Below are 14,539 nucleotides of genomic sequence, written 5' to 3'. Positions count from 1 at the left end.
CATGAGCATTGCCATCTGTCGCTTCGGAATGCTGCCTTCCCTCATCGCCCTTGCGGGCTGTGGGGTGCAGATCGAACGGATCGCAGATGGCAACTCGCGTCGAGAAAAAGGGTATGAGTTTGTCGCAACGACATTCGATTACTCGAACAACGACGCCGTGCCTGCGAACAGGATGCTCCAGGCAGCCGCAAGACATTGTCGGCTGCCTCACCACAACGCCCGCGAAACCATTCCGCATACCGGAGCCTATGGGCTTCATGGAGCTTGGATGATGGATTTCGCCTGCCCCGCGCCTGAAAAGGACATGAAATGAACCAGGAACTTGCCACCAATCCCCTGAACCCGCTGGCTGCGCCGCGGCAGTTCGACGAAATCAAGATCTCGCTGGCCTCGCCCGAGGAAATCCTCGCCTGGTCCTATGGCGAGGTGAAGAAGCCCGAGACCATCAACTACCGCACGTTCAAGCCCGAGCGTGACGGTCTGTTCTGCGCGCGCATCTTTGGCCCGATCAAGGATTACGAATGCCTCTGCGGCAAATACAAGCGCATGAAGTATCGCGGCCTGGTCTGCGAGAAATGCGGCGTCGAGGTGACGCTGCAAAAGGTCCGGCGCGAGCGCATGGGCCATATCGAGCTGGCCGCCCCGGTCGCGCATATCTGGTTTCTGAAGTCGCTGCCCTCGCGCATCGGCCTGATGCTGGACATGACGCTGCGCGACCTTGAGCGTATCCTCTATTTCGAGAACTACGTCGTCATCGAGCCGGGCCTGACCGACCTGAGCTATGGCCAGCTGCTGACCGAAGAGGAATTCCTCGACGCGCAGGACCAGTATGGCGCCGACGCCTTCACCGCCAATATCGGCGCCGAGGCGATCCGCGAGATGCTGGCCAACATCGACCTGGCCGCCACCGCCGAACAGCTGCGCGAGGAGCTGAAGGAAGCGACGGGCGAGCTGAAGCCGAAGAAGATCATCAAGCGGCTGAAGATCGTCGAAAGCTTCCTGGAATCGGGCAACCGTCCCGAATGGATGGTGCTGACGGTGATCCCGGTCATCCCGCCGGAACTGCGCCCGCTGGTGCCGCTCGACGGCGGCCGCTTTGCCACGTCCGACCTGAACGACCTGTATCGCCGGGTCATCAACCGCAACAACCGCCTGAAGCGGCTGATCGAGCTGCGTGCGCCCGATATCATCGTGCGCAACGAAAAGCGGATGCTGCAAGAGTCGGTCGATGCGCTGTTCGACAACGGCCGCCGCGGCCGCGTCATCACCGGCAACAACAAGCGCCCGCTGAAATCGCTGTCCGACATGCTGAAGGGCAAGCAGGGCCGGTTCCGCCAGAACCTTCTGGGGAAACGGGTCGACTTCTCGGGCCGTTCGGTCATCGTGACCGGGCCGGAGTTGAAGCTGCACCAATGCGGCCTGCCGAAGAAGATGGCGCTGGAGCTGTTCAAGCCGTTCATCTATTCGCGGCTTGAGGCCAAGGGGCTTTCCAGCACCGTCAAGCAGGCCAAGAAGCTGGTCGAGAAAGAGCGTCCCGAGGTCTGGGATATCCTGGACGAGGTGATCCGCGAACATCCGGTGCTGCTGAACCGCGCGCCGACGCTGCACCGCCTGGGCATCCAGGCCTTCGAGCCGATCCTGATCGAGGGCAAGGCGATCCAGTTGCACCCGCTGGTCTGCTCGGCCTTCAACGCCGACTTCGACGGCGACCAGATGGCCGTCCACGTCCCGCTGTCGCTTGAGGCGCAGCTGGAAGCGCGCGTGCTGATGATGTCCACGAACAACGTGCTGTCGCCCGCCAACGGCGCGCCGATCATCGTGCCGTCGCAGGACATGGTCCTTGGTCTCTACTACACGACCATGGAGCGCGAGGGCATGAAGGGCGAGGGCATGGTCTTTGCCAACCTCGAGGAAGTGGAACACGCGCTGGCCTCGGGCGCGGTGCATCTGCATGCCCGCATCACCGCCCGCCTGCCGCAGATCGACGAGAACGGCAACGAGGTCATCAAGCGCTTCGAAACCACGCCCGGTCGCATCCGCCTGGGCGCGCTGCTGCCCAAGAACGCCAAGGCGCCCTTCGAGCTGGTCAACCGCCTGCTGCGCAAGAAGGACATCCAGAACGTCATCGACACCGTCTACCGCTACTGCGGCCAGAAGGAATCGGTGATCTTCTGCGACCAGATCATGGGCCTGGGCTTCCGCGAGGCGTTCCGCGCCGGCATTTCCTTCGGCAAGGACGACATGGTCGTGCCGCCGACGAAATGGGAGCTGGTCGAGGAGACGCAGGACCAGGTCAAGCAGTTCGAGCAGCAATACCTGGACGGCCTGATCACCCAGGGCGAGAAATACAACAAGGTCGTCGATGCCTGGTCGAAATGCAACGACCGCGTCACCGACGCCATGATGAAGACCATCTCGGCCACCAAGAAGGACGAAAACGGCGCCGAGCTGGAGCCGAACTCGGTCTACATGATGGCGCATTCGGGCGCGCGGGGCTCGGTCAGCCAGATGAAGCAGCTGGGCGGCATGCGCGGCCTGATGGCCAAGCCGAACGGCGAGATCATCGAGACGCCGATCATCTCGAACTTCAAGGAAGGCCTGACCGTTCTTGAATACTTCAACTCGACCCACGGCGCGCGCAAGGGCCTGTCGGACACCGCGTTGAAGACGGCGAACTCGGGCTACCTGACCCGCCGCCTGGTGGACGTGGCGCAGGACTGCATCATCCGCGAGCATGATTGCGGCACCGAGCGGGCGATCACCGCCTCGGCCGCGGTCAACGACGGCGAAGTCGTCAGCCCGCTTTCCGAGCGCGTTCTGGGCCGCGTCGCGGCCGAGGACGTGCTGGTTCCGGGCGAGGACGTGGTCATCGTGCGCAAGAACGAGCTGATCGACGAGCGCAAGGCCGACGAGATCGAGGTGGCGGGCGTGCAGAACGTGCGCATCCGCTCGGCCCTGACCTGCGAGTCGGACGACGGGGTCTGCGCGCTGTGCTATGGCCGCGACCTGGCCCGCGGCACGCTGGTCAACATCGGCGAGGCGGTCGGCATCATTGCCGCCCAGTCCATCGGCGAGCCGGGCACGCAGCTGACGATGCGGACCTTCCACATCGGCGGCATCGCCCAGGGCGGCCAGCAGTCCTTCATCGCCGCGGCGCAAGAGGGCACGGTGGCTTTCGAGAACGAAAGCACGCTGGAAAACGCCAATGGCGAGCTGATCGTGATGAGCCGCAACATGCAGCTGCACATCAAGGGCGCGACGGGCGACACGCTGGCCAGCCACAAGCTGTTCTACGGCTCGAAACTGTTCGTGCGCGAAGGCGATGCCGTGGCGCGCGGCCAGAAGATGTTCGAATGGGACCCCTATACCCTGCCGATCATCGCCGAGAAGGCGGGCATCGCGAAATATGTCGACCTCATCAGCGGCATTTCGGTCCGCGACGAGACCGACGACGCGACGGGCATGACGCAGAAGATCGTGACGGACTGGCGCTCGGCCCCCAAGGGCAACGAGCTGAAGCCCGAGATCATCATCGTCGACCAGGATGGCGAGCCGGTGCGCAACGAACAGGGCAACCCGGTCACCTATCCGATGTCGGTCGAGGCGATCCTGTCGGTCGAGGAAGGCCAGGAGATCCGCGCCGGCGACGTGGTGGCGCGTATCCCGCGCGAAGGCGCCAAGACCAAGGACATCACCGGGGGTCTGCCCCGCGTGGCGGAACTGTTCGAGGCTCGTCGTCCCAAGGATCACGCGATCATCGCCGAACTGGACGGCTATGTGCGCTTCGGCAAGGACTACAAGAACAAGCGCCGCATCGCCATCCAGCCCGCCGACGACACGCTGGAGCCGGTCGAATACATGGTGCCGAAAGGCAAGCACATCCCGGTGCAGGAAGGCGACTTCGTGCAGAAGGGCGACTACATCATGGACGGCAACCCGGCGCCGCATGACATCCTGCGCATCATGGGGATCGAGGCTCTGGCCGATTACCTGATCGACGAGGTGCAGGACGTCTACCGGCTGCAAGGCGTGAAGATCAACGACAAGCACATCGAGGTGATCGTCCGCCAGATGCTGCAAAAGATCGAGATCCTCGACAGCGGCGACACCACGCTGCTGAAGGGCGAGCATGTCGACCGCGACGAGTTCGAGGAAGAGAACGCCAAGATCGAAGCCAAGGGCGGCCGTCCGGCCACCGGCGAGCCGGTGCTGCTGGGCATCACCAAGGCGTCGCTGCAGACCCGCAGCTTCATCTCGGCCGCCTCGTTCCAGGAGACGACCCGCGTGCTGACCGAGGCCGCCGTCCAGGGCAAGCGCGACAAGCTGGTCGGGCTCAAGGAGAACGTGATCGTCGGCCGGCTGATCCCGGCCGGCACCGGCGGGGCCACGGCCCGCGTGCGCCGCATCGCCACCGATCGCGACCACGAGGTGATCGAGGCGCGCCGCGCCGAGGCGGAAGCCGCCGCCGCGCTGATCGCGCCGGAAGACACCCCGGCCGAGGTCGGCGACGACGAGTGATCGCCCGCGGATGAAACTGGAAAGGCCCGGCAGCGATGCCGGGCCTTTTTGCTGGCGCGGGCTTGCCTCCGTTTCGGCAATCTGGGATTGCATGGCACGGGCATTATCCGCCGAAGGTTGCCTGGGCGCCTTCTTGCGGTGAACGGCCCGCCGTCCTGCCGATGTCCCTTGCGTTTCCGGGCTTCGGCCGGCCGGGGTAACGCCAGGGTAACGATTGTCGAGGAGGAACATCCATGCAGCTGTGTGGGCATTGCGGCTCGGAGGTTAAGGAAGGTTTTACGGTTTGCGCCGGCTGCGGGGCCAACCTGCGGCGCAGCCTGTGGCCGATCATCATCGGCGGGCTTGCGGTGGTTTTCGGCGTGGCCATGCTGCTGGACGCCCTGCTGGCCTTGACCTCCAACTTCTCCTGGGCGCTGAGGAATGGCGGCATCGGCGGCGTTCTGGTTCTGGTCGGCTATCTGATATTCCGATCGGGCTGGGAAAAGCAGTGGTACAGGCGCAACGCCTGATCGCGGTTTCCCATGGGCCGGACAGCGGCTCGCGGCCGGGGCGCCACGGCGGTTCGTGGCCAAAAGGCCGCGGAACCGCCGACCGGCTGCGGGCGCGCTTGACAGGCTATGGCTTTCTTTCTGCGGCTTTCCTAAGCATTGGAAAACCGCCGGGAATCGCCATGCGCACGCCGCTTCTTTCATCGGGTCGAAAGGGCCGGCCGCCCGCCGAGCCGCAGGTCTTTTCGGCCAGTGCCGCCGACAACCTGCGCGGCTCGGCGTTGATGATGCTCAGCATGGCGGCCTTTATCTGCAACGACGCCCTGATGAAGGCGGTGACGCAAAGCCTGCCGCTTTACGAATCCATCGCCATCCGCGGCGCCATGGTGCTGCTGACCATGGTGCTGATCGCGCGGGCGCAGGGCGGCGTCCGGCTGCGGGTGCCGCGCGGCGACGTCTGGCCGCTGGCGCTGCGCACGGTGGCCGACGTGATCTCGACGGTGTTCTACCTGCTGGCGCTGCGGCGCATGGCGCTGGCCGACATCTCGGCGATCATGCAGGCGCTGCCGCTGGCGGTGACGCTGGCTGCGGCGCTGTTCTTTCACGAAAGGCTGGGCTGGCGGCGGCTGCTGGCGGTCGGCATCGGCTTTCTGGGCGTGCTGCTGATCCTGCGGCCGGGCACGGGGGCTTTCGACCTGTGGTCGGCGGTGGCGCTGGCGGCGATGCTGCTGATCGTGCTGCGCGACCTGGTGACGCGGACCTTCTCGGTCGGGGTCGGCTCTTCGGCCATCGCCTTTTACGCGGCGCTGGCGGTGATGCTGTCGGGCTTCGTGCTGGGCTGGACGGAAAGCTGGCGCATCCCCACCCTGGCCGAGTTCGCGCTGCTGGCGATGGCCGCGGGGTTTCTGACCGTGGGCTATATCACCGCCGTCGCCACCATGCGGGTGGGCGAGATCTCGGTCGTCGCGCCCTTCCGCTATACCTCGCTGGTCTGGGCGGTGGTGCTGGGGCTGGCGATCTTCGGCGAATGGCCGGACCTGTGGACCTGGGCCGGCTCGGCGCTGGTGGTGGGGGCGGGCATCTATACCATCCTGCGCGAGCGACGGTTGCAGGGGAGGGGTTGATGCGGGTGCAGATGCTGGGCCTGTGCCGGTTTTCCTATCTCGGCGGGCGCGGGTTCCAGGTCGCGCACGAGTCGCTGGAGGAGCGGCGGGCGTTCCTCTATGACCCCGCGCGGCTGGCGCGGCGCTGGTTCTGGTTCGAGCATGTCGCGCTGCCCGGCTGGCTGGCCCAGACCGATCCGGATTTCACCCTGGTGCTGATGACGGGGCCGGACCTGCCCGAGCCCTGGCTGTCGCGGCTGCGCGAACTGGCCGGGATCATGCCGCAGGCGCGGCTGGCCCTGGTCCCGCCGATGGAGCGGCATGTGGAGGCCTGCATGGCCGCCGTCGCCCCCCATGTCGAGCCGGGGGCCGATGTTGTCGGCCATTTCCGCCATGACGACGACGATGCGGTGGCGGTGGACTATATCCGCGACGCCCGCCGCGATTTCGCGGCGATGCAGCCGCTTTGGCGGCAAAGGCGCCGGCTGTCCTGCGACTATTCCCGCGGCGTGGTGCTGCGCGCGGGGGCAGGGGGGATCGGCGCGGAACTGCGGATGATCCACAATGCCAGCGCGGCGCTGACCATCTACCTGCCGCCCGATGCGGGGCGTTGCGCGCTGCATTTCCCGCATTGGAAGGTGGCGATGTCCATGCCCGGCGTGACCATGCCCGGCAAGGTGATGTATGCGCGAATGCTGCACCGCGACAACGATTCCGGCGCGGTCGGCGCGGGCTATCCGGTCGAGGGGCAGGGGGCCGCGATGCCCGCCTTGCTGGCCGACCGTTTCCGCATCGACCTGCCCGGACTGGACGAGGGCGCGCGGCGCCTGTGGCAGGGGTGAAGAGCGGCGGCGGGGTTGTTGACTCACCCCCGGTTTGCCCATATACGCGCCTTCACCCGTCAGGAATCTGATCGGGGCCCAGAACCTCTGTGGTCATGATCCGGGCCGAATGCCCCGATCCTCTGGTAATTCAGCCCGTCCTCCCCGGTTTCGGGGACAGGATGGGTTGTGGCGTTTCACGATGGGCGTGATTCGCCGTCGAGAAGTGGCGCAGCCGATGGCTGCGAGTATTGACGAAAGCAAGACGGGGAACCGAATGCCGACGATCCAACAGCTGATCCGCAAACCGCGGCAGCCCAAGGTGCAGCGCTCGAAGTCGCAGCACCTGCAATCCTGCCCGCAGAAGCGGGGCGTATGCACGCGCGTCTATACCACGACGCCGAAAAAGCCGAACTCGGCCATGCGTAAGGTGGCCAAGGTCCGCCTGACCAATGGTTTCGAAGTCATCTCCTACATTCCGGGCGAAAAGCACAACCTGCAGGAACACAGCGTCGTGTTGATCCGCGGCGGCCGGGTGAAAGACCTTCCGGGTGTCCGCTATCACATCCTGCGCGGTGTGCTGGATACCCAGGGCGTCAAAGACCGTCGCCAGCGTCGTTCGAAATACGGCGCCAAGCGTCCGAAGTAAGGAGATCCGCATATGTCTCGTCGTCACGCCGCTGAGAAGCGCGAAGTCCTGCCCGACGCCAAGTATGGCGATCGCGTGCTGACCAAATTCATGAACAACCTGATGATCGACGGCAAGAAATCGGTTGCCGAACGCATCGTCTACAGCGCCCTCGACCGCGTCCAGGGCAAGCTCAAGCGCGAGCCCATCGAAGTTTTCCACGAGGCGCTCGACAACGTGAAGCCCTCGGTCGAGGTGCGTTCGCGCCGGGTCGGCGGCGCCACCTACCAGGTTCCGGTCGAGGTTCGCCCCTCGCGCCGCGAGGCCCTGGCGATCCGCTGGCTGATCGACGCTTCGAAAAAGCGCAACGAGCACACCATGGAAGAGCGCCTCGCGGGCGAGCTGGCCGACGCGGTGAACGGCCGCGGCACCGCCGTCAAGAAGCGTGAGGACACGCACAAGATGGCCGACGCCAACAAGGCGTTCAGCCACTACCGCTGGTAACCGGAAGGAAGGCCCTTTATGGCACGCGAATATCCGCTGGAGCGCTACCGGAACTTCGGGATCATGGCCCACATCGACGCGGGCAAGACCACGACGACCGAGCGCATCCTGTTCTATACCGGCAAGAACCACAAGATGGGCGAGACGCACGAAGGTGCGTCCACCATGGACTGGATGGAGCAGGAAGCCGAGCGCGGCATCACCATCACCTCGGCGGCGACCACCACCTTCTGGCAGCGCCACGAGGATGCGGACTTCACCCCCGATGACAAGGAGCGTTGCCGCTTCAACATCATCGACACCCCCGGCCACGTCGACTTCACCATCGAGGTCGAGCGTTCGCTGGCCGTGCTCGACGGCGCGATCTGCCTGCTGGACGGCAACGCCGGCGTCGAGCCGCAGACCGAGACGGTGTGGCGCCAGGCCGACCGCTACAAGGTTCCGCGGATCGTCTTCGTCAACAAGATGGACAAGATCGGCGCCGATTTCTTCAAATGCGTCGCCATGATCAAGGACCGCACCGGCGGCACCCCCTGCCCGATCGCCCTGCCGATCGGCGCCGAGGACAAGCTGGAAGGCATCGTCGACCTGATCAAGATGGAAGAATGGGTCTGGAGGGGCGAGGATCTGGGCGCCTCCTGGATTCGCCAGCCGATCCGCGAGGATCTGCAGGACGTCGCCGAGGAATGGCGCGGCAAGATGATCGAACTCGCCGTCGAACAGGACGACGAGGCGATGGAAGCCTACCTGGAAGGCAACGAGCCCGACGAGGCGACGCTGCGCAAGCTGATCCGCAAGGGCACGCTGTCGCTGTCCTTCTTCCCGGTCATGGCCGGCTCGGCCTTCAAGAACAAGGGCGTGCAGCCGCTTCTGAACGCGGTGGTGGACTTCCTGCCGGCGCCGACCGACGTTCCCGCCTACATGGGCTTCGCCCCCGGCGACGAGACGGAAGAGCGCAACATCGCCCGTCACGCCGCGGATTCGGACCCGTTCTCGGCGCTGGCGTTCAAGATCATGAACGACCCCTTCGTCGGCTCGCTGACCTTCACGCGGATCTATTCCGGCGCCCTGAAGAAGGGTGACCAGATGCTGAACTCAACCAAGGGCAAGCGCGAGCGCGTCGGTCGGATGATGGTCATGCACGCCATCAACCGCGAAGAGATCGACGAAGCCTTCGCCGGCGACATCATCGCCCTGGCGGGCCTGAAGGAAACCACCACGGGCGACACGCTGTGCGACCCGGCGAAACCGGTGGTCCTGGAAACCATGACCTTCCCCGAGCCGGTGATCGAGATCGCCGTCGAGCCGAAGTCCAAGGCCGACCAGGAAAAGATGGGCCTTGCCCTGCAGCGCCTGGCCGCCGAAGACCCGTCTTTCCGCGTCGAGACCGACCTGGAATCGGGCCAGACCATCATGAAGGGCATGGGTGAACTTCACCTCGACATCCTGGTGGACCGCATGAAGCGCGAGTTCAAAGTCGAGGCGAATATCGGCGCCCCGCAGGTGGCCTATCGCGAGACCATCTCGCGCGAAGCCGAGATCGACTACACGCACAAGAAACAGACGGGCGGTACCGGCCAGTTCGCGCGCGTCAAGCTGGTCATCACGCCCACCGAGCCGGGCGAGGGCTACTCGTTCGAGTCGAAGATCGTCGGCGGTGCCGTGCCCAAGGAATACATTCCGGGCGTCGAGAAGGGCATCAAGTCGGTGATGGATTCGGGTCCGCTTGCCGGCTTCCCGGTGATCGACTTCAAGGTGGCGCTGATCGACGGTGCCTTCCATGACGTCGACTCCTCGGTCCTGGCCTTCGAGATCGCCGCCCGCGCCGCCATGCGCGAGGGGCTGAAGAAGGCGGGCGCCAAGCTGCTCGAGCCGATCATGCGCGTCGAAGTGGTCACGCCGGAAGAATATACCGGCTCGATCATCGGCGACCTGACCAGCCGTCGCGGCATGGTCCGCGGCCAGGACACCCGCGGCAACGCCAATGTCATCGACGCGATGGTGCCGCTGGCCAACATGTTCGGCTATATCAACAACCTGCGTTCGATGTCCTCGGGCCGCGCGGTGTTCACGATGCAGTTCGACCATTACGAGGCCGTGCCGCAGAACATCTCGGACGAGATCCAGAAGAAATACGCGTAATCCCGGCGGTGCGTGGGAAACCGCGCACCCTACCAACCCCGTAGGGTGCGTGGCTGCACGCACCGTCAACATAAGGAGCCATGCCCATGGCAAAGGCAAAGTTTGAACGGACGAAACCGCACGTCAACATCGGGACGATTGGTCACGTTGACCACGGCAAGACGACGCTGACGGCTGCGATCACGAAGTATTTCGGTGAATTCAAGGCCTACGACCAGATCGACGGGGCTCCTGAGGAGCGTGCCCGGGGGATCACGATCTCGACCGCGCATGTGGAATACGAATCGGCCAACCGGCACTACGCGCATGTGGACTGCCCCGGCCACGCGGACTACGTGAAGAACATGATCACGGGCGCGGCGCAGATGGACGGCGCGATCCTGGTGGTGAACGCGGCCGACGGCCCGATGCCGCAGACGCGCGAGCACATCCTGCTGGGCCGCCAGGTGGGCATCCCCTACATGGTGGTGTACCTGAACAAGGTGGACCAGGTCGATGACGCGGAACTGCTGGAACTGGTCGAGATGGAGGTGCGCGAGCTGCTTTCGTCCTACGACTATCCCGGCGACGACATCCCGATCATCAAGGGCTCGGCGCTGGCGGCGCTGGAAGGCCGCGACAAGGAGATCGGCGAGGATTCGATCCGCGCGCTGATCGCCGCCGTGGACGAATACATCCCGACGCCCGAGCGCGCGGTGGACCTGCCGTTCCTGATGCCGATCGAGGACGTGTTCTCGATCTCGGGCCGGGGCACGGTGGTGACGGGCCGTGTCGAGCGCGGCGCGGTTAACGTGGGCGACGAGCTTGAGATCGTCGGCATCCGCCCGACCAAGAAGACGACCTGCACCGGTGTCGAGATGTTCCGCAAGCTGCTGGACCGCGGGGAAGCCGGCGACAACATCGGCGCGCTCCTGCGCGGCGTGGAGCGCGACGGGGTGGAGCGCGGCCAGGTTCTGGCCAAGCCCGGCTCGGTGACGCCGCATACCGAGTTCGAGGCCGAGGCCTATATCCTGACCAAGGAAGAGGGTGGCCGTCACACGCCGTTCTTCGCGAACTACCGTCCGCAGTTCTACTTCCGCACGACGGACGTGACCGGGACGGTGAAGCTTCCCGAGGGCACCGAGATGGTGATGCCGGGCGACAACCTGAAGTTCACGGTCGAGCTGATCGCGCCGATCGCGATGGAGGAGAAGCTGCGCTTCGCCATCCGCGAGGGCGGCCGCACGGTCGGCGCCGGCGTGGTGTCGAAGATCCTGAAGTGATCCTTTGGGGCGGCGGCTTCCAGCCGCGGCCCTTCCGGGAGCATCGGGTGATCCCGCGAGGGATATCGCGATGAGGGGCCGCTCCGCAGGGGGCGGCCTTTTTCCTTGCCGCGGGGGTGGTGGCCGCGGGGTTGCTTGCTGGGGCGCGGCTGCCGGGGCTCTGCCCCGGACCCCGGGATATTGGGGCACGAAAGAAGCAATGCACGCCGTGCCGGGCGCTTGGAGGGGCCCTGCCGAAGGTGCCGCAAAGCGTCAGGAGGGAACAGGGATGCCCGTCGTATCGAATGCTGTCCTGATATGCGCTAGGGTCTTCTTGCGGTGAATGATTCTCCGCCTCATGACGCCCCGATACCATGCATGAGCATCCACCTTCATGGCCTGCCGATAGGCTTCTTCGTCCCAATATGGCGTAATGTCGATGCCGTTGCGTCGCAGCGTATTAAGCAGCGGATCCTTGTTATAAAAGGCAATACCGTAGGGATGGACGGGGACGCCCTGAGGAGGAGGGGCATAGCAAAGGCCTTGATGATCAGCGCGTATTTCAGCTTACGGCACCTCGGCTCCAACTGTGCCCAAGCCATCCGGGATTGTGGGCGCCGCCGAAGGACAAGGATCTTCTGGTCGACGCGTCCCAACAGCTGGCGCCCATGCATCGCCGATCCCTCGGCGAAGATCAGGAGCCGAGCGCCGGCGTAGAGCGCCATTTGCCGCATCAGTGTTTCTTTTCCTGGATCCAGGATGGCGACGCCCGCCCGCGACATGGCTTCGACCAGCAGACGCTCTCCGGCATGGCCACGTCGTGTGCCGAGACAGATCAAGAGCGCCTTGATAGCCCGCGCAATGAGGGCAGAGTTCGGCGTGAAGATAGCTTGACCGCAGGTCGTGAACCGGATAAATCCCCGCAATCATCGCCGGTTTTCCAAGAATCGGCTTGTCAGGGCCGGGCCGCCACGCAAGGCGGCCTGCTCTTGTTTATACGGTTCGACGCTGGCGGTGCGTGGTGTGTCGTCAGCCTCTCAACTTGAACTCCCCGCAAGAGGGATGAGAATGCAAAGCCAGAATATCCGCATCCGGTTGAAGGCGTTCGATTATCGCGTCCTGGATGCCAGCACGCAGGAAATCGTCAACACCGCCAAGCGCACCGGCGCGCAGGTCCGCGGCCCGATTCCGCTGCCCAACAAGATCGAGAAATTCACCGTTCTGCGCGGTCCGCACATCGACAAGAAATCCCGCGACCAGTGGGAAATCCGCACGCACAAGCGCCTGCTGGACATCGTCGACCCGACCCCGCAGACCGTTGACGCCCTGATGAAGCTCGACCTCGCCGCCGGCGTGGATGTCGAGATCAAGGTTTAAGGAGGCCATCATGCTGCGGACTGGTGTTATCGCCAAGAAGCTGGGCATGACCCGGCTGTTCCTGGAGGACGGGCGTCAGGTGCCCGTCACCGTGCTGCACGTGGACAACGTGCAGGTCATCGCTCAGCGCACCGCCGAGAAAGACGGCTACGTGGCGCTGCAGCTCGGCGCGGGCGAGGCGAAAGCCAAGCGCACGACCGCCGCGCTGCGCGGCCATTTCGCCAAGGCGAATGTCGCGCCCAAGCGCAAGATCGCGGAATTCCGCGTCTCGCCCGAGAACCTGGTCGAGGTGGGCGAGGAGATCGTCGCCGACCACTACTTCGAGGGCCAGTATGTCGACATCGCCGGCACCTCGATCGGCAAGGGCTTTGCCGGTGCGATGAAGCGGCACAATTTCGGCGGTCTGCGCGCCTCGCACGGCGTGTCGATCAGCCACCGCTCGCACGGCTCGACCGGCCAGTGCCAGGATCCGGGCAAGGTGTTCAAGGGCAAGAAGATGGCCGGCCACCTGGGTGCCGTGCGCGTCACCACCCAGAACCTCCAGGTCGTCAAGACCGATGCCGAACGTGGCCTGATCATGGTCAAGGGCTCGGTGCCGGGTTCCAAGGGCGGTTGGGTCACGATCAAGGACGCCGTGAAGAAGCCGCTGGCCGAAAACACCGTTTTCCCGGCCGCGACCCGTTCGAAAGCTGCCCAGGCCGAGGCTGCCGCCCCTGCCGAGGCCGCTGCGCCCGAAGGAGACAACTGATGAAACTCGACGTTATCACGCTCGATGCCGGCAAGGCCGGGGACATCGACCTGAGCGATGACATCTTCGGGCTTGAACCGCGTGCGGACCTGCTGCACCGCGTCGTGCGCTGGCAGCGTGCGAAGGCGCAGGCGGGCACCCATTCGGTGCTGGGCAAGTCGGATGTCAGCTACTCGACCAAGAAGATCTATCGCCAGAAGGGCACCGGCGGCGCTCGCCACGGTTCCCGCAAGGCGCCGATCTTCCGTCACGGCGGCGTCTACAAGGGCCCGACCCCGCGCAGCCACGCCTTCGACCTGCCCAAGAAGGTCCGCGCGCTTGGCCTGAAGCACGCGCTGTCGGCCAAGGCCGCGGCGGGTGAGCTGGTCGTCGTGGAGAGCCTGAACATCGCGGAAGCCAAGACCGCGGCCGTCGCCAAGGCGGTCAAGGAAAACGGCTGGAAGCGCGTCCTGGTGATCGACGGGGCCGAGGTGAACGAGAATTTCGCCCGCGCCGCCCGCAATCTGGAAGGCGTCGATGTGCTGCCCTCGATGGGTGCCAACGTCTATGACATCCTGCGTCGCGACACGCTCGTGCTGACGCGCGCCGGTGTCGAAGCTCTGGAGGCTCGCCTGAAATGAGCGTGAAACCCGAACATTACGACGTGATCGTCAAGCCGGTCATCACCGAAAAGGCCACCCTGGTGGGCGATGCCAACGCCTATGTCTTCCAGGTGGCCAAGGAATCGACCAAGCCGGCGATCAAGCAAGCCGTCGAAGCCCTGTTCAACGTCAAGGTGAAGGCCGTGAACACGACCATCACCAAGGGCAAGACCAAGCGTTTCCGCGGCCGCCCCGGCGTCCGCTCGGACGTGAAGAAGGCCTATGTGACGCTGGAAGCTGGCAACAGCATCGACGTCTCGACCGGCCTCTGATAGAAGCCTGCGAATCGACGGCCCCGGCAGCGGGGCCGTCGCCATTTGACTGAAAC

At 64.9% G+C, this 14,539-nt stretch carries 13 protein-coding genes; all 13 read left to right on the top strand.

The window, feature by feature from the left end:
- Position 1 precedes the first annotated feature (1 nt).
- The 13 genes from E3U26_RS05245 to E3U26_RS05185 all read left to right on the top strand — a co-directional run bounded on the left by E3U26_RS05245 (position 2) and on the right by E3U26_RS05185 (position 14,483).
- Positions 2-313 (top strand): hypothetical protein, encoded by a 312-nt coding sequence (locus tag E3U26_RS05245; RefSeq protein ID WP_139294139.1) that lies wholly within the window; start codon positions 2-4, stop codon positions 311-313.
- Entirely contained in the window at positions 310-4,518 is a 4,209-nt protein-coding gene (gene rpoC / locus E3U26_RS05240) for a DNA-directed RNA polymerase subunit beta' (protein ID WP_499105652.1), read from the top strand. Before E3U26_RS05245 ends, rpoC begins: the two co-directional genes overlap by 4 nt.
- A gap of 233 nt (positions 4,519-4,751) precedes the next feature.
- A complete protein-coding gene (locus tag E3U26_RS05235; RefSeq protein ID WP_072464175.1) occupies positions 4,752-5,027 on the top strand; it encodes a hypothetical protein in 276 nt (91 codons plus the stop codon).
- A gap of 161 nt (positions 5,028-5,188) precedes the next feature.
- Positions 5,189-6,130, top strand: a complete 942-nt coding sequence (locus tag E3U26_RS05230) for a DMT family transporter (protein WP_083539324.1) — start codon at positions 5,189-5,191, stop codon at positions 6,128-6,130.
- Positions 6,130-6,951: a putative rhamnosyl transferase gene (locus E3U26_RS05225; RefSeq protein WP_499105651.1), complete on the top strand. Its 822-nt coding sequence runs from the start codon at positions 6,130-6,132 to the stop codon at positions 6,949-6,951. The genes E3U26_RS05230 and E3U26_RS05225 overlap by 1 nt, the downstream gene beginning before the upstream one ends.
- A gap of 256 nt (positions 6,952-7,207) precedes the next feature.
- A complete protein-coding gene (gene rpsL / locus E3U26_RS05220) occupies positions 7,208-7,579 on the top strand; it encodes a 30S ribosomal protein S12 (protein ID WP_010399029.1) in 372 nt (123 codons plus the stop codon).
- Positions 7,580-7,591: 12 nt separating this feature from the next.
- Positions 7,592-8,062, top strand: a complete 471-nt coding sequence (gene rpsG, locus E3U26_RS05215) for a 30S ribosomal protein S7 (RefSeq protein WP_036754140.1) — start codon at positions 7,592-7,594, stop codon at positions 8,060-8,062.
- Positions 8,063-8,080: 18 nt separating this feature from the next.
- Positions 8,081-10,204, top strand: a complete 2,124-nt coding sequence (gene fusA / locus E3U26_RS05210) for an elongation factor G (RefSeq protein WP_072464173.1) — start codon at positions 8,081-8,083, stop codon at positions 10,202-10,204.
- Between the two features lie 86 nt (positions 10,205-10,290).
- Positions 10,291-11,466: an elongation factor Tu gene (tuf, locus tag E3U26_RS05205; RefSeq protein ID WP_036754146.1), complete on the top strand. Its 1,176-nt coding sequence runs from the start codon at positions 10,291-10,293 to the stop codon at positions 11,464-11,466.
- Between the two features lie 1,047 nt (positions 11,467-12,513).
- Entirely contained in the window at positions 12,514-12,822 is a 309-nt protein-coding gene (rpsJ, locus tag E3U26_RS05200) for a 30S ribosomal protein S10 (RefSeq protein WP_010400227.1), read from the top strand.
- Positions 12,823-12,832: 10 nt separating this feature from the next.
- Positions 12,833-13,570, top strand: a complete 738-nt coding sequence (gene rplC / locus E3U26_RS05195; protein ID WP_036747352.1) for a 50S ribosomal protein L3 — start codon at positions 12,833-12,835, stop codon at positions 13,568-13,570.
- Entirely contained in the window at positions 13,570-14,190 is a 621-nt protein-coding gene (gene rplD, locus E3U26_RS05190) for a 50S ribosomal protein L4 (RefSeq protein WP_036754151.1), read from the top strand. Before rplC ends, rplD begins: the two co-directional genes overlap by 1 nt.
- Positions 14,187-14,483: a 50S ribosomal protein L23 gene (locus tag E3U26_RS05185; protein ID WP_024844053.1), complete on the top strand. Its 297-nt coding sequence runs from the start codon at positions 14,187-14,189 to the stop codon at positions 14,481-14,483. Before rplD ends, E3U26_RS05185 begins: the two co-directional genes overlap by 4 nt.
- The last annotated feature ends 56 nt before the right edge of the window (positions 14,484-14,539 follow it).

This window comes from Paracoccus ferrooxidans (assembly GCF_029909815.1).
In the GTDB taxonomy this organism is placed as follows: domain Bacteria; phylum Pseudomonadota; class Alphaproteobacteria; order Rhodobacterales; family Rhodobacteraceae; genus Paracoccus; species Paracoccus versutus.
The sequence above is the reverse complement of the archived record's forward strand: the minus strand, read 5'-3'. Positions and strand labels throughout refer to the sequence as shown.